14 protein-coding genes are annotated in these 15,986 nt (G+C 60.6%); 7 read left to right on the forward strand and 7 right to left on the reverse strand.

All coding sequences use genetic code 11. The annotated features are described in order from the left end of the window. Positions 1-2 precede the first annotated feature (2 nt). Positions 3-2,363, forward strand: coding sequence for a DNA polymerase II (locus M0814_RS05455; protein ID WP_177434679.1), 2,361 nt, complete (start codon positions 3-5; stop codon positions 2,361-2,363). On the opposite strand, the gene M0814_RS05460 is transcribed toward M0814_RS05455, so the two are convergent. The 3 genes from M0814_RS05460 to M0814_RS05470 all read right to left on the reverse strand — a co-directional run bounded on the left by M0814_RS05460 (position 2,328) and on the right by M0814_RS05470 (position 5,004). Next, the gene (locus M0814_RS05460) at positions 2,328-2,798 is read right to left on the reverse strand and encodes a DUF1810 domain-containing protein (protein WP_103484131.1); all 471 of its coding nucleotides are present in this window, start codon (positions 2,796-2,798) and stop codon (positions 2,328-2,330) included. The genes M0814_RS05455 and M0814_RS05460 overlap by 36 nt on opposite strands. 28 nt (positions 2,799-2,826) lie before the next feature. Then, positions 2,827-3,648, reverse strand: coding sequence for an aldo/keto reductase (locus tag M0814_RS05465; RefSeq protein ID WP_103484130.1), 822 nt, complete (start codon positions 3,646-3,648; stop codon positions 2,827-2,829). Between the two features lie 207 nt (positions 3,649-3,855). Next, on the reverse strand, positions 3,856-5,004 hold the full coding sequence (locus tag M0814_RS05470; RefSeq protein WP_103484129.1) for an aldose epimerase family protein: 1,149 nt from the start codon (positions 5,002-5,004) through the stop codon (positions 3,856-3,858). Between the two features lie 234 nt (positions 5,005-5,238). Here M0814_RS05470 and M0814_RS05475 point away from each other — a divergent pair, with 234 nt between their 5' ends. From M0814_RS05475 to M0814_RS05485, 3 genes are all read left to right on the forward strand, one after another. Next, positions 5,239-5,988 carry a hypothetical protein gene (locus M0814_RS05475; RefSeq protein WP_003223587.1) on the forward strand — a complete coding sequence of 250 codons (750 nt, stop codon included), beginning with the start codon at positions 5,239-5,241 and terminating at the stop codon, positions 5,986-5,988. Positions 5,989-6,164: 176 nt separating this feature from the next. Next, entirely contained in the window at positions 6,165-7,379 is a 1,215-nt protein-coding gene (locus tag M0814_RS05480) for an MFS transporter (RefSeq protein WP_103484128.1), read from the forward strand. Positions 7,380-7,609: 230 nt separating this feature from the next. Further along, positions 7,610-8,395: a sulfite exporter TauE/SafE family protein gene (locus tag M0814_RS05485; RefSeq protein ID WP_103484127.1), complete on the forward strand. Its 786-nt coding sequence runs from the start codon at positions 7,610-7,612 to the stop codon at positions 8,393-8,395. Positions 8,396-8,463: 68 nt separating this feature from the next. Here the strand turns inward: M0814_RS05485 and M0814_RS05490 are convergent, their stop codons facing one another. Continuing rightward, on the reverse strand, positions 8,464-8,937 hold the full coding sequence (locus tag M0814_RS05490; RefSeq protein ID WP_103484126.1) for a GNAT family N-acetyltransferase: 474 nt from the start codon (positions 8,935-8,937) through the stop codon (positions 8,464-8,466). A gap of 209 nt (positions 8,938-9,146) precedes the next feature. Between M0814_RS05490 and M0814_RS05495 the strand changes: the two genes are divergently transcribed. Next, a complete protein-coding gene (locus M0814_RS05495; protein ID WP_103484125.1) occupies positions 9,147-9,719 on the forward strand; it encodes a DUF4174 domain-containing protein in 573 nt (190 codons plus the stop codon). Positions 9,720-9,821: 102 nt separating this feature from the next. Here M0814_RS05495 and ampC read toward each other — a convergent pair whose 3' ends face one another. Further along, positions 9,822-10,988 carry a class C beta-lactamase gene (gene ampC / locus M0814_RS05500; protein ID WP_103484124.1) on the reverse strand — a complete coding sequence of 389 codons (1,167 nt, stop codon included), beginning with the start codon at positions 10,986-10,988 and terminating at the stop codon, positions 9,822-9,824. Between the two features lie 160 nt (positions 10,989-11,148). On the opposite strand from ampC, the gene M0814_RS05505 reads away from it, so the two are divergent. Continuing rightward, positions 11,149-12,021, forward strand: coding sequence for a LysR family transcriptional regulator (locus M0814_RS05505; protein ID WP_045122372.1), 873 nt, complete (start codon positions 11,149-11,151; stop codon positions 12,019-12,021). A gap of 131 nt (positions 12,022-12,152) precedes the next feature. Here the strand turns inward: M0814_RS05505 and gudD are convergent, their stop codons facing one another. Together gudD and M0814_RS05515 are read right to left on the reverse strand one after the other, a co-directional pair. Beyond that, positions 12,153-13,496 carry a glucarate dehydratase gene (gene gudD / locus M0814_RS05510; protein WP_177434680.1) on the reverse strand — a complete coding sequence of 448 codons (1,344 nt, stop codon included), beginning with the start codon at positions 13,494-13,496 and terminating at the stop codon, positions 12,153-12,155. Between the two features lie 25 nt (positions 13,497-13,521). Further along, positions 13,522-14,868, reverse strand: a complete 1,347-nt coding sequence (locus M0814_RS05515; RefSeq protein WP_103484123.1) for an MFS transporter — start codon at positions 14,866-14,868, stop codon at positions 13,522-13,524. A gap of 368 nt (positions 14,869-15,236) precedes the next feature. Between M0814_RS05515 and M0814_RS05520 the strand changes: the two genes are divergently transcribed. After that, positions 15,237-15,950, forward strand: a complete 714-nt coding sequence (locus M0814_RS05520) for a FadR/GntR family transcriptional regulator (RefSeq protein WP_103484122.1) — start codon at positions 15,237-15,239, stop codon at positions 15,948-15,950. Positions 15,951-15,986 lie beyond the last annotated feature (36 nt).

Consider the following 15,986-nt stretch of genomic DNA (forward strand, 5'->3'; position numbering starts at 1 on the left):
TGGTGGATTTACAGCAGGGCTTCGTCCTGACCCGGCATTGGCGCGATACCCCGGCCGGCACCGAAGTCGAGTTCTGGCTGGCGACCGACGCCGGGCCGCGCCGTGTGCGCCTGGCGCCGCAGACCTCGGTGGCGTTTATCCCCGCCGAACAGCGTGAAGCGGCCGAACGTCTGCTGCTTGACGAAAAGAACGTCGAACTGCGCCCGCTGGCCCTGCAGGACTTCGAACATCGCCCGGTGCTGGGCCTGTATTGCCAGCAACACGGCCAGTTGATGCGCCTGGAAACCGCGCTCAACCGCGCCGGTGTCGACGTTTATGAAGCCGACGTGCGCCCGCCGGAACGCTACCTGATGGAGCGCTTCATCACCGCGCCGGTGCTGTTCAGCGGCACTGCCGATGCCGACGGCGTCTTGCTCAACGCCCAACTGAAGCCCGATCCCAAATACCGGCCCAAATTGCGCCTGGTCTCGCTGGACATCGAAACCACCGAAACCGGCGAGCTGTATTCCATTGCTTTGGAAGGCTGCGGCCAGCGTCAGGTGTACATGCTCGGCGCGCCGAACGGTGACGCGAGCATCGTCGACTTCGATCTCGAATACTGCGACTCGCGCACCGTGATCCTGAAGAAACTCAACGACTGGTTCGCCCGCCACGATCCCGACGCAATCATCGGCTGGAACGTCGTGCAGTTCGACCTGCGCATCCTCCACGAACACGCGCGACGCCTCGGCGTCCCGCTGAAAATCGGTCGCGGCGGCGAAGAGATGCAGTGGCGCGAACACGGTAGCCGCACGCACTACTTTGCCTCGGCGGCGGGGCGGCTGATCATCGACGGCATTGAATCGCTGCGCTCGGCGACCTGGAGTTTTCCCTCGTTCAGCCTGGAAAACGTCGCGCAGACCCTGCTCGGCGAGGGCAAGGCGATCGACAACCCGTACCAGCGCATGGACGAAATCAACCGCATGTTCGCCGAGGACAAACCGGCGCTGGCCAAGTACAACCTCAAGGACTGCGAACTGGTCACGCGGATCTTCGCCAAGACCGAGTTGCTGACATTTCTGCTCGAACGCGCCAGCGTTACCGGGCTGCCGGCGGATCGCAGCGGCGGCTCGGTGGCGGCGTTCACTCACCTGTATATGCCGCTGATGCACCGCCAGGGTTTCGTCGCGCCGAATCTGGGCACCAATCCGCCGCAGGCCAGCCCGGGCGGCTTCGTCATGGATTCGCAACCGGGCCTCTACGAGTCGGTGCTGGTGCTCGATTACAAGAGCCTGTATCCGTCGATCATCCGCACCTTTCTGATCGACCCGGTGGGCCTGATCGAAGGCCTGCAACAACCGGACGATGCCGATTCAGTGCCGGGTTTTCGCGGTGCGCGTTTCTCGCGCACCCGGCATTGCCTGCCGTCGATTGTCGCGCGCGTCGCCGAGGGCCGCGAGACCGCCAAGCGTGAGCACAACGCGCCGCTGTCGCAGGCGTTGAAAATCATCATGAACGCCTTCTACGGCGTGCTCGGTTCCAGCGGTTGCCGATTTTTCGATACGCGGCTGGCGTCGTCGATCACCCTGCGCGGTCACGAGATCATGCTGCGCACCCGTCAGCTCATCGAAGCGCAGGGCCACGCAGTGATCTACGGCGACACCGACTCGACCTTCGTCTGGCTGCGCCGTCCGCACGGGCAGGAGGAAGCGGCGCAGATCGGTCAGGCGCTGGTCAAACACGTCAACCACTGGTGGCGCGAGCATGTGCGCGAGGAGTACGGCCTGCAAAGTGCCCTCGAATTGCAGTACGAAACGCACTACAAGCGCTTTCTGATGCCGACCATTCGCGGCGCCGAGGAAGGCAGCAAAAAGCGCTACGCCGGACTGGTGAGCCGCGCCGACGGCAGCGAAGAAATGGTCTACAAGGGCCTGGAAACCGTGCGCACCGACTGGTCACTGCTGGCCCGGCAGTTCCAGCAGGAGTTGTACGAGCGAATCTTCCAGCGCAAGCCGTATCAGGATTACGTGCGCGATTACGTGCGCAAGACCCTGGCCGGCGAATTCGATGAGCGATTGGTCTACCGCAAGCGCCTGCGCCGCACCCTCGATGACTACGAACGCAACGTGCCGCCGCATGTGCGCGCGGCGCGGCTGGCCGACGATTACAACGCACAGCACGGGCGCCCGCGACAGTATCAGAACGGTGGCTGGATCAGTTACGTGATCACCCTGGCCGGGCCGGAACCGCTGGAAGTGCGCCGCGCCGCCATCGACTACGACCACTACATCACCCGCCAACTGCAGCCGGTGGCCGATGCAATTCTGCCGTTCGTCGACGACGATTTCTCAACCCTGATCGGGGGGCAGCTGGGCCTGTTTTGAGTCCAGCAGTTGCAGGGTCCATTCGTCGAGGATGCCGTGGAAGTAACGCTCCAGTGCCTGATTGAACAGACTGTCCTCGGCGCCAAACTGGGCAAACAGCGTCATCGAGGAGTGAAACTTCAGGTCATCGGGGTGGCCGAAAATCTCGGCAATCGAACGCTGACGGATGTTCAGCACCAGCTGCGTGCAGGTGCGCAGTCGTGCGCCGAGCAGGTCATGGTTCAGGTAAGCCTCGGCTTCCTCGGCAGACTGAATGGCGAAGCGCCGGGACATTTCGCTGCCACCGAGCCCGGCGAACTGCGGGAACACAAACCACATCCAGTGGCTGCGCTTGCGCCCCTCGTCGAGTTCACGCTGGATCCGTTCGAACACCGGGTCCTGGGCCTGGACGAAACGCTGAAGATTGAACGGGTCGCACTGATCAGTGCTTCTCATGACGAAGCCCTCGCCAGCCGGCAGCGACTCAGACCATAGCCAGCCGCTGCTTGCGTTGTGGCGCTTTAAATACTTGGTCCAGCGCCGCCAGATCCCCGGCATCCAGTTGCAACTGCGCCGCTTGTGCATTGAGTTGCACGTGTTCCGGTCGCACAGCCTTGGGAATCGCAATCACACCATCCTGACGCAGAATCCACGCCAGTGAAACCTGTGCCGGGGTCACGTTGTGACGAGTGGCAATCTTGTTCAGTACCGGTTCAGCCAGCATCGCGCCACCCTGGCCAATCGGGCAGTACGCCATCAACGGCATGCGTTGCTGTTGGCACCATGGCAGCAGATCGAATTCGACGCCGCGCTCTTCCAGGTTGTACAGCACCTGATTGGTGGCGCACGCCGGGTTGGCCAGTTCTTCGAGGTCGTCGACATCAAAATTCGACACGCCCCAGCGGCCGATCTTGCCGTCCTCGCGCAGGCGTTCGAACGCTTCGACGGTTTCATCCAGCGGATACTGGCCGCGCCAATGCAGCAGATAGAGGTCGATGTAATCGGTGTCGAGCCGGCGCAGGCTGCGCTCGCAGGCTTGTGGGATGCCTTTGCGGCTGGCGTTGTGCGGGTAGACCTTGCTCACCAGAAACACCTGATCGCGCAGACCGGCAATGGCTTCGCCGACCACGCTTTCGGCACCGCCCTCGGCGTACATTTCCGCCGTGTCGATGAGGGTCATGCCCAGTTCGATGCCTTGGCGCAGCGCGGACACTTCACGCGGGTGCGCCGAGCGATCTTCGCCCATGCGCCAGGTGCCCTGGCCAATCACTGGAACCTGCACGCCTGCCAGTTCGAGGGTACGCATTCAAACCTCCTGTGCTGATGGTCGATACCTTAGTGGGCAGCAGAATAGCGCAGGGGTTCCAATGGAGGGCGATGAACCTGTGGCGAGGGAGCTTGCTCCCGCTGGACTGCGCAGCAGGCCGCTGCTTTCCAACTTAATGAAAAGCGAGGGCCGCTTCGCGCCCCAGCGGGAGCAAGCTCCCTCGCCACAGGAAATGAGTGAGGTCAGTTATTTTGTGGTGAATTTCAAGACGACGCTTTGTGTATAAGCCTGTCCCGGATCGAGCCGCGTACTTGGGAAATCCGGCTGATTCGGCGAGTCCGGATAGTGCTGAGTCTCCAGGGTAAACGCGCCCCAGTGCGGATAGACCTTGCCACCCTTGCCCTTGACCGTGCCGTCGAGGAAGTTGCTGGTGTAAAACTGCACCCCCGGCTCGCTGGTGAACAGCTGCAAATGCCGCCCGGACTGCGGATCGCTGACCTCGGCGGCGACTTTGCTCACATCACCCTTGGTATCCAGCACCCAGTTGAAATCGAAGCCGCCCTGTTTCGGCTCGGCGAATTTCAGCTGCGGGTGATCAGCCTTGATGTGCGTGCCGATCGCGGTGGGCGTGGTGAAGTCCATCGGCGTACCGGCCACGGGTGCCAGTTCGCCGGTAGGGATCAGCTTGGCCGTGACCGGGGTATAGCGGCTGGCGTGCAGGGTCGCGACTTGTTTCAACACGTCGCCATTACCGGCGCCGGCGAGGTTGAAGTAGCTGTGGTTGGTCAGGTTGAGCACGGTCGGTTTATCGGTGCTGGCCTTATAGTCGATGCGCAACTCGTTGCTGTCGGTCAGGCGGTAGGTCACTTCGGTGGTGAGATTGCCGGGGAAGCCCATTTCGCCGTCCGCCGACAGATAGGTGAGGGTTACGCCGACGGAATCCTTGTCCTTGGTTTCCTGCGCTTTCCAGACCTTCTTGTCGAAACCCTGAGTACCGCCATGCAAGGCGTTGGACTTGTCGTTCTGCGGCACCTGATAGCGCTTGCCGTCGAGTGCGAACGCGCCGTCGGCCAGTCGATTGCCGAAACGGCCGATGGTCGCGCCGAAATAGGCCGTGCCTTTCTGGTAGCCCTGGACATCGTCGAAGCCCAGCACCACATCGGCGGCTTTGCCGTGTTTGTCCGGCACCAGCAGCGATTGCAGGGTGGCGCCGTAGGTGATGACGGTCGCCCGCATGCCGTGGCTGTTGCGCAGGATGTATTGCTCGACGGGCGTGCCGTCGTTGGTTTTGCCAAAGACTTTGTGTTCGGCGCTGAGGCCGGCCGCGTTGGCGGAGAGGGTGGCGATCATCAGGGACAGTCCGAGGCCGGAGAGCAGGTGACGTGATTGAAGCATGGTTGACCTTCCTTTTTGTTGTTGTTTTCAAAACAGGGTAATAGTCATGCTAATTGTGAGTTGAGTCAGAATTTATAGCCGGTTAAAGGTTTAGTGCAAATATAAAGTCATACTAAATAGTTGCCGAAGGTCGGGAAATCGTGCCAGCGCTGCACTTTTCCGGATTCGACGGCTCTATCCATGGCCAGGATGCGGCGACGCCCGCCGCGCAGGAATGTGCCTGTTCGAGAATTCATGCCGAGAGTTTTTCCCCCGATCGCCCGATTCGTTCGCCGCCCGTGCCTGTTGCTGGCCTGCCTGTCGTCGCTGTTTGTCAGCGGTTGCACGCATCAGGACGGCAATGGCTTTTTCGCTCAGATGCGCGACGGTCAACCGCAGGAATTCCTGCAAACCAGCGTCGACCGCATGGCCACATTGGCGATGCGCGACAACCTCAACAGTCTGTATCGCCTGATGGGCAAGCTGTATTTGCGCAACCCGGAAGAACTGCGCAAGTCGGGCTTCCTCGACATCAACACGGCGGTGAAACAGGTGCGCCTTGCCGTCGAGCAGCAGCAACCGTTACCGGTGTTGGGCGGGCGCAAAGATCTGGCGGCGCTCAGCTATGCCATGAGTCCGGAATTTCTCGGGGATCGGGTCGGCGCCTTCATCTATGCCATCGGCAGCATGCTGGTCACCGCCCATGGCAATCGCGTCGAGTTCTACATGACCGATGCGATCAACCCGACCTTCGTCCACAACGCCGCGCGCAACATCGAGAAAGCCACGTGGATTCTGTCCCAGCGCCAGAACAAGGAAGGCCAGCCGCTGCTGTTCTCCAATGAAATCTCGGAGGAGGGCAGCAACCTGAGTTTCGCTACCGAATTCGGCAAGATCGTCGCGCGCCTCGACTTGCTGACGCAGATGCTTGATGAGCGCTACCGGCGCATCGGCCTGAACTACGCGCAGAGTCTGCTGTTCTTGAATTTCCTGCCGGTGCAGTAAGTGCGGAGATCCAATGTGGGAGCGAGCCTGCTCGCGAAAGCGATCTGCCAGGCGCTGAATCTCTGATAGATCCAGCGCATTCGCGAGCAGGCTCGCTCCCACATTGATCAAATTGTGAGTGGTATTTTTGTATACAATCCATCGCTACTATTGATCCAAAGGGAGCTGCACCTGTCATGACCGACTCCGCAAGCACCGAATTCACCCGCCTTGACCACGCCACCCGTGCAGAAAAACTGCCCTATGCCGCGTTGCTGGCGTTCGCCATGACCGGCTTCATCGCCATCCTCACCGAAACCCTGCCGGCCGGGCTGCTGCCGCAAATCGGCGCCGGGCTTGGGGTCAGCGAAGTGCTCGCCGGGCAACTGGTGACGCTGTATGCGCTGGGCTCGATCGTCGCGGCGATTCCGCTGACCGTTGCCACCCGGGGCTGGCCACGGCGGCGGGTGCTGCTGATGACGGTCGGCGGTTTCCTGGTGTTCAACACCATCACCACGTTCTCCAGCCATTACGGTCTGACCCTCGCTTCGCGGTTTCTAGCCGGGATGGCAGCTGGCCTGTCATGGGGGATCATGGCCGGTTACGCCCGCGGGATCGTGCCGGCGCATCAACAGGGGCGGGCGTTGGCGATCGCCATGCTCGGCACCCCAGTGGCACTGTCGCTGGGCACACCGGCGGGGACCTGGCTGGGCAACCTGATCGGTTGGCGCGCTTCGTTCGGGATCATGTCGGCGCTGGCATTGGTGTTGGCGGCGTGGATCGTGCTGGCGGTGCCCGATCGTCCCGGCCAGACCAGCGCCGAACGCCTGCCGCTGCTGCAATCGCTGCGTCTGCCGGGCGTACGGCCGGTGCTGTTCGTGGTGCTGACCTGGATGCTCGGGCACAACATTCTCTACACCTACATTGCGCCGTTCCTGATGCAGGCCGGGCTGGCCGAGCGGGTCGATCTGGTGCTGCTGGTGTTCGGTCTGTGTTCGCTGGTCGGGATCTGGATCATCGGCCTGCTGGTGGATCGCTGGTCGCGCTGGCTGACCCTGATCAGCCTCGCGGTGTTTGCCGTGACCGCCCTGGTGCTGGCGCTGATGTCACCGTCGCCGTGGCTGATCTACACCTGCATGGCCGTGTGGGGCTTGTCGTTTGGTGGCTCGGCGACGTTGCTGCTGACGGCTGCAGCGGATTCGGCTGGCGAGCATGTGGACGTGGTGCAGGCGATGCTCACCACCTCCTGGAACGTGGCGATTGCCGGCGGCGGTCTGTTTGGCGGGCTGCTGCTGGATCGGGCGGGGGCGATGTCGTTTCCGTGGGCGCTGTTGATCCTGTCGCTGATTGCGCTGGCGACGGTGTGGATCAACCGTCATCACAGTTTCAAACCGGGCCGGCGCGTGCATTGATCTACCTGGCACCCTATAACCCCTGTGGGAGCGGGCTTGCTCGCGAAGAGGGAGTGTCAGTCGATATCTACGTGAATGACACACTGCCTTCGCGAGCAAGCCCGCTCCCACACAGAATAAGGCGGTGTAGCTGGAAGGCATAACGATAGACCGCATTGATATATGTGGTTATATGAAAAATCGCTATGCTGCGGGCCAGATTTTTCCTGTCGTTTTTTCTGGACGTCTTAATGGAATTGGCAAATTTCGGCCTGGTGATCGCCGGGCTGGTGGTGGGTTTTATTGTCGGCATGACCGGTGTCGGCGGTGGTTCCTTGATGACGCCGATCCTGCTGTGGTTCGGCATCAACCCGGCAACAGCGGTGGGCACTGACCTGCTGTACGCAGCCATTACCAAGTCCAGTGGCGTGCTGGTGCACAAGAAGAACGACAACATCGACTGGGCCATCACCGGTTGGCTGACTCTCGGCAGCGTGCCAGCGGTGGCGATGACCTTGTGGTTTCTCAGCAGTCTGCACACCGCGCCCGAGGCGATGAACGCGATCATCAAACAAGCCTTGGGTTGGGTGCTGTTCGCCACGGCGCTGGCGATTCTGTTCAAGAAGCGCCTCCTCGAATTCGCCCACAAACGCGCTGGCGGCAACTACAACCCGAGCGGCGCGCGCCTGAATCTGATGACGGTGATCACCGGCCTGATCCTCGGCACCATGGTCGCCCTGACTTCAATCGGCGCCGGCGCCTTGGGCACGGTCGCGCTGTTCATCCTCTACCCGCTGTTGCCGACCCGGCGTCTGGTCGGCACCGAAATCGCCCACGCCGTACCGCTGACCCTCGTTGCGGGGCTGGGGCATGCGAGCATGGGCAACATGGATTGGGGCGTGCTGGGCTTCCTGCTGATGGGTTCGCTGCCGGGCATCTGGCTCGGCAGCCACCTGACCGGGCGCATTTCCGATGAATTGCTGCGCCCGTGCCTGGCGACCATGCTGCTGTTGATCGGTTACAAACTGGCGTTCTGATGTAGGAGCTGCCGCAGGCTGCGATCTTTTGACCTTCAAAATCAAAAGATCGCAGCCTGCGGCAGCTCCTACACTGGGGTATGAATGATGTTGAATTTCATGACGGTCACCGGCAGGTCTTCGTAAACCAGATCCTCGACCACCTTCCATCCCAGCCGCGCATACAGCGATTGCGCCGCGTCGGTGTACAGATACAACTCGGTCACCCCCAACGCCGCCGCTTCATCGACGATCCTGTTGACCAGTTGCGAAGCAATCCCGCGCCCGCGTTCTTCTGATTTCACGTAGACGCCCGCCAGCCATGGCGTCAGTTGGGGACGGATCTTCATGTCACTGTCGATCAACAGCGCGCCACCGAGCAATCTGCCGTCTTCAATGGCCACCACCACGCTGGGAATTGCACCTTTGCCGCAGGCGGCGCGCATCCGTTCGGTGCGGGCTGCAAGGGTGTCGCCGGGACGGAACTCGCCCCATTCCTTGAAATTGAGTTCGGCCAGTTCCTCAATCAAATGCGGGTGATCGCACAGGTAGTCGATGTGCATGGGGTGAACTCCATTTCGTGAGCAGAACGGCCACCCTAATGCGCTCACAAAAGGTAATCAAATCCGCGTCACGATTACGCCGATGCGGTTGCGCAATGACGGGGCTGACCTAAGCTTCTGACAAGGCGAAACATATTTGCCGGGCACGACCCCGGAACAATCGCCACGATGCGCAATCATTAGAGCGTGGATATCAAAAGGAGATGCGCATGCTCATCAGGTCACTGACCCTGACACTCTTGCTGGCGATTGCCGGCCCCTTGTTCGCCGCTGACAACGACTCGCCCATAGCCGGGGATATGGGACGGGCCCGACCGTTGATCGTAATCGCACAAAGCACCGTCGACCCGGTGTGGGTGGGGCTGAAAAAGTCCTTGGAAGATCCAGCCAACAAGAAAGGTGTGACTGACCGCAGCATCAAGGTCTACACCATCCTCAATATGGCAGGTCAGCTCGATGGCAAAGACCTCGGCCAGCAAGACACCATGGCTTTGCTGCGTTCGCTGAAACTCGGTGCCGGCGCGTACCCGAAAGTGTTCCTGATCGGCAAGGACGGCGAAATCAAACTTTCGGCCTCGGGCGATGAAGCGAAGTCGGTGGACCTGAAGAAAATCTTCGACACGGTTGATGCGCTGCCGGCCAGCGAAAAGGAAATCAGCGCACCAACGGTCGCCGAAACCAAGGCCACGGCCGCCGAACCGGCAGCCAAGAAAGGCGAGAAGGGCGCCAAGCCAACCAAACCCGCGAAACCGAGCAAGCCGCCGGAAATGCCGGATGATTGACGGCATGGCCTGAATCAAAAAAATGGGCGACCTCTGCAGGGTCGCCCATTTTTCTTGCCCGTTTGTGGCGAGGGGATAAATCCTCTCGCCACCGTTTCAATATCAGTCAGTCAGGGCGCTGAATATTTCGTGGGCAATCTTCACCCGTTCCGCATTCGGGTAATTCTTGTTCGCCAGGATCACGATGCCGAGATCCTTCGACGGTACAAACGCCACATACGCGCCGAAGCCTCCGGTCGCGCCGGTTTTGTTGTAAAGCACGTTGGCCGGTTCAGGCTGTGGCGAGGCCAGCCATTTGACCTTGTGCGCTTCCATGGCCATCGGCGTCGAGTTGCCGTTCTGCAATTTATCGAGGCTGATCGGGTAGGCATAACGCTCCCAGCCCAAGCCTTGGGTCATGTCGCCAACGGTGTAGTAACCGGTGTGGGTCGCGGCGATAGCTTTTTGCAGCGGCGCTTCAAGGCTGGCCGGTTTCAGGTTGGCCTCGACATACCGCAGCAGATCCGCAGCACTGGTTTTAATACCGTAGGCTTCGGAATCCAGTGCGCCTGGACTGACCCGAACCGGTTGGTCTTTCTTGTCGTAACCTTGGGCGTAAAGCTTGGCTTCGGACGCGGGCACCTGGATGAAGGTGTGCTTGAGGCCGAGTTTCGGCAGCAGGGTTTCGCTCATCACCTGATCATATGGCTGACCGAGGGTCTTGGCGGCCAGATAACCGAACAGGCCCAGGCTCGGGTTGGAATACAGGCGCTGGCTACCGGCCGGGAAGCTCGGTTGCCACTGTTGGTAGTAGCCGAGCATCTTGTCCGCCGAGTCCCACTCGTCAGGGAATTGCAGCGGCAGGCCGCCGGCGCTGTAGGTGCCCAGTTGCAGCACGCTGATGCCATCGAAGGCGCTGCCCTTGAGTTCTGGCCAGATCTGGCTGGCCTTGGTCGACAGGTCCAGTTTGCCTGTCGCCTGCGCATAGCCCGCCAGGGTCGCGGCGAAGGTTTTGCTCACCGAGCCGATTTCGAACAGGGTGTTTTCGCTGACTTTCTGCCCGGTATCCTTGGCGGCGACGCCGTAATTAAAGTAATGCGGCTGGCCGTTGACGGTGATGGCCACGGCGAGGCCGGGGATGTTCTGCTGCTGCATCACCGGGGTGACGGATTTGTTCACCAGGGCTTGCAGTTGCTCGTCGCTGGGCGTGGCAGCCATGCACGCTGCGGCGCCGAAAAACAGGCCGAATGCGCTGCAGGAAATGACTTTGCTCGGATTGATGAATGACATAAATGAACCACTCTCCATGAGTGTTGAGGGTGTTATCCCGCTAGACTGCGGGCAATTGCAATGTTGGGCAGCTGATCAGCGCCGACAATTTAGGCAGTCTGGCACTCGTCGACAAACGATGATATTTCGCATGAGCCATTAGAAAAATTTGGGACTGGGCATGATTCGACCTCAACTGCCGCTCAATGCACTGCGCGCGTTCGAAGCCTCGGCGCGGCATCTGAGCTTTACCCGCGCCGCCGTGGAACTGTGCGTGACCCAAGCGGCGGTGAGCCATCAGGTCAAAAGCCTTGAAGCGCAGCTCAATGTCACCCTGTTCAAACGCCTGCCCCGTGGGCTGATGCTGACCAGTGAAGGGGAAACCCTGCTGCCGGTGTTGACCACATCGTTCGATCATATCGCGCAGATGCTCGAGCGGCTGGCCGGCGGTCAGTATCGGGAAATGTTGACCGTGGGCGCCGTAGGAACCTTTGCGGTCGGTTGGCTGCTGCCGCGACTGGCAGACTTCCAGGCGAAACATCCGCTCATAGATTTGCGGCTGTCGACCAACAACAATCGGGTCGACGTCGCCGCCGAGGGGCTGGATTACGCGATTCGTTTCGGCGCCGGAGCGTGGCATGGCATCGAGGCAACGCGTCTGCTCGACGCTCCGCTATCGGTACTGTGCGTACCGGAAATTGCCCGGCAGCTGCACACCCCGGGCGATCTGCTGCAACAACGCTTGCTGCGTTCCTATCGCACCGATGAGTGGCCGGAGTGGTTTCACGCCGCAGGCCTGGCCACCCACGCGGCACCGCCGCAGAGCATTGTGTTCGATTCGTCGCTGGCGATGATGGAAGCGGCGCTGCAGGGCAGCGGGGTGGCCTTGGCGCCACCGCTGATGTTCGCCCGGCAACTGGCGGCGGACGTGATTCGCCAGCCGTTTGCGATTGAAATCACCACCGGCAGTTATTGGCTGACGCGCTTGCAGTCGCGGCCGGAGACGGCAGCGATGACGGCGTTCAAAAACTGGCTGCTACAAATCTCTGCCTGATACAAATCCCCCCCCTGTGGGAGCGGGCTTGCTCGCGAAGGCTGCGTGTCAGTCAATATTGGAGTTGAATGACACACCGCCTTCGCGAGCAAGCCCGCTCCCACATTTGAAGTACGGTGAGCTTGAGAATGTCAGCGCACCAGACACGGCCGCTTGTTATCGAACGTCCATCCCGGAATCAAAAACTGCATCGCCACGCTGTCATCCCGCGCACCGAGGCCCATGCCTTTGTAGAGTTCGTGAGCCTTGCCCACCTGATCCATGTCCAGCTCCACCCCAAGACCCGGCTTTTGCGGCACTTGCACGCAGCCGTCGACAATCTGCAGCGGCGCCTTGGTCAGACGCTGGCCGTCCTGCCAGATCCAGTGCGTGTCGATGGCGGTGATGTTGCCCGGTGCCGCTGCCGCGACATGGGTAAACATCGCCAGCGAGATATCGAAGTGGTTGTTGGAGTGCGAACCCCAGGTCAGGCCCCATTCATGGCACAGTTGCGCGACACGCACCGAGCCTTGCATGGTCCAGAAGTGCGGGTCGGCCAAAGGGATGTCCACCGACTGCAACTGGATCGCGTGGCCCATCTCGCGCCAGTCGGTGGCGATCATGTTGGTCGCCGTCTTCATTCCGGTGGCGCGGCGAAATTCGGCCATGACTTCACGCCCCGAGTAACCGTTTTCCGCACCGCAGGGGTCTTCGGCGTAAGCCAGCACGTGATGCTGATCGCGGCACAGACGAATCGCTTCTTTCAGGGACCAGGCGCCATTCGGATCAAGGGTGATGCGCGCCTTGGGAAAACGTTCGGCCAGGGCCGTCACCGCTTCGATTTCCGCATCGCCACTGAGCACGCCGCCCTTGAGTTTGAAGTCCTGGAAACCGTATTTCGCCTGGGCCGCTTCAGCCAGACGCACCACCGCTTCGGCGGTCATGGCCTTTTCGTGACGCACGCGGAACCAGTCGTTATCGGCATCCGGTTCGCTGCGGTAAGCGAGGCTGGTTTCGCGCTGGTCACCGACGTAGAACAGATAACCGAGCATCTTCACTTGATCGCGCTGCTGGCCTTCGCCGAGCAACGCCGCGACCGGTACGTCGAGGTGTTGGCCGAGCAGGTCGAGCAGGGCGGCTTCGAGTCCGGTCACTGCGTGAATGGTGATGCGCAGGTCGAAGGTCTGCAGGCCACGGCCGCCGGCATCACGCTCGGCGAAGGTCTGACGCACCTGATTGAGGATTTTCTGATAGTTGCCGATCGAGCTGCCGAGCACCAGACTGCGGGCGTCCTCCAGCGTCTGGCGGATGCGCTCGCCACCGGGCACTTCGCCGACGCCGGTGTGCCCGGCGTTGTCCTTGAGGATGACGATGTTGCGGGTGAAAAACGGCCCATGGGCGCCGCTCAGGTTGAGCAGCATGCCGTCGTGGCCGGCCACCGGAATCACCTGCATGTCAGTGATGATCGGCGCTTTGGCGGTGTCGTGTGCGGTCATGATTTTTATCCTAATAAGACAGAATTCAGGCGTGCTTTGGCGCGGCTTCGGCCACGGCGAGGTCTGCAGCGGGTTTGGGCGTGGTGCGCGCGGCGAAGACGATGATCGCGGCGATGATCGAGGTCGCGGCCAGGCCATAGAGGCCGCCCTGAATCGAGCCGGTGTGCTCTTCGAGCAAGCCGAAGGTGGTTGGCGCGACGAAGCCGCCAAGGTTGCCCACCGAATTGATCAGCGCGATCACTGCTGCAGCGATTCGCGCATCCAGATAGGCCTGGGGAATCGGCCAGAACAACGATGAAGCGGACTTGAAGCCCAGCGCGGCAAAACAGATCGCGACAAAGGCAAAAATCGGCCCGCCGGTGGTGGACATGAACATCCCCGCCGCCGCAATCAGCAGCGCGGTCGCGACCCAGGCCTGCTGGTGCTTCCACTTGGCCGAGAAAGCGGCGAAAGCGTACATGCCGATGATCGACAGCAACCACGGAATCGAGTTGAACAGCCCGACCTGGAAGTCACTCATCTCGCCCATTTTCTTGATGATGCTCGGCAGCCAGAACGTCGCGGCGTAGATCGTCAGCTGGATGAAAAAGTAGATCAGGCAGAACAGGATGATCTGCCGGTCCTTGAGCAGTTTGCCCATCGATGGGCGGATCGGCGTCGCGGCTTCGCGGGCCTTCTGTTCATCATCGATGGCGCTGACCAGTGCGTCCTGTTCGGCGCGGGTCAGCCATTTTGCGTCGTGGGGTTTGGCGTCGAGCCAGAACCACACGAACACACACAGCCCCACGGAAAACATCCCCTCGATGAAGTACATCCACTGCCAGCCGTGCAGGCCCAGGCCATTGATCTGCAAAAGCAGGCCAGACAACGGGCCGGAGATCAGCGAGGCGACAGCTGAGCCGCTGAGGAAAATCGCGATTGCCTTGCCGCGTTCGGCACCCGGCAGCCAGCGCGTGAAGTAGTAGATCACCCCGGGAAAGAATCCGGCCTCGGCCACACCGAGCAGGAAACGCAGGATGTAAAAGTGCGTTTCGTTCTGGATGAACGCCATGCCGGCGGCGACCAGACCCCAGGTGAGCATGATGCGGGTCAGCCAGATACGCGCGCCGACTTTCTGCAGGAGCATGTTGGACGGGACTTCGAACAGCGCGTAACCGATGAAGAACAGACCGGCGCCGAAGCCGTAGGCGGCAGCACCAATGCCCAGGTCATGTTCCATGTGAGTGCGGACGAAACCGATGTTCACCCGGTCAATGTAATTGACGATGAACATGATCACGAAGAGCGGCAGGACGTGGCGTTTCACTTTCGAGATGGCGGACGCGAGTGTCGAATCGACGCCCTCGTTCATCCCGGAGATGGAGGTTTTCACTTGTTTTTCTCCCACTGATTATTTTTATGCGGGGGTAGTGCTGTGTGCTGCTTTGTTGATAGACATCATACAACTTGAATTTTTTGTCCTACAAGTGGGGTGGGGCGATTAAATTCATCTGGCAGGCTGGTTTCTTATGTCCTTTTTCGCAAAATTAGTCGGTTATATTGGGGTTTTCCGGTCATTGCTTTCTTTTCTCAGAGACCATTTTTAGAATTTTTTAAATGTGCTCAACCGACTCTTTGAGGCTAAAATCCAGATTTCCTGCATGTTGTCATACAAGATGGAGGCGAATTTAGCGCTAAAATCAATCTCGTCAGCGACTGCGTAGTGCTACGATCCGCGAGCCCCGATGCCCGGAACCGATCATGCAAGAAGACCTCGACGCCCCCGCGCCTAAACGCACGCATAACCTTGCGCACGACCTGGTGGAAAAACTCACCCAGAAGATCCTGCTCGGCCAGATGTCACCCGGCGACAAGCTGCCGTCGGAGAACGCCATCGTTCAGGAGCACGGTGTCAGTCGCACAGTGGTGCGCGAGGCGATTTCCAAATTGCAGGCGTCGGGACTGGTCGAAACGCGGCACGGCATCGGCACGTTCGTCATCGAGCGCGCTGCTGAGCAGGGCTTGCGGCTGAATGTCGATACCGCTCTCGGGGTGCGCAGCATTCTTGAATTGCGCATGGGCCTGGAGACGCAGGCCGCGGCGTTGGCCGCGTTACGGCGCAGCGAGCAGCAATTGCTGCAAATGCGTCAGGCGCTGGATGACTATCAGCGTCTGCTGGACAGCAACGACAGTTGCGTCGAGGCCGACCGACGCTTTCATCTGCTGATCGCCGAAGCCACCGGCAATGTCTGCTTCAGCGAAATCATGCAGCACCTGGGCAGCGCGATGATTCCGCGTCAGCGGCTCAATGCCGCCGAGCGGGGCGCGGCGGATCTGAGCAAGCTGGGGCAGTTGGCCAATCTCGAACACGAAGCGATTTTGAATGCGATCAAGCGCCAGGATCCGGATGCCGCGCGCGCGGCCATGTGGCTGCACCTGACCAACAGTCGCGACCGTTTCAGTGCTCAAGGCTGATTGCCGTTGGTCTGCTCGATAGCACGTCGTTTAGAG

The sequence above is a fragment of the Pseudomonas sp. MWU12-2020 genome, from assembly GCF_023100605.1.
In the GTDB taxonomy this organism is placed as follows: domain Bacteria; phylum Pseudomonadota; class Gammaproteobacteria; order Pseudomonadales; family Pseudomonadaceae; genus Aquipseudomonas; species Aquipseudomonas fluorescens_H.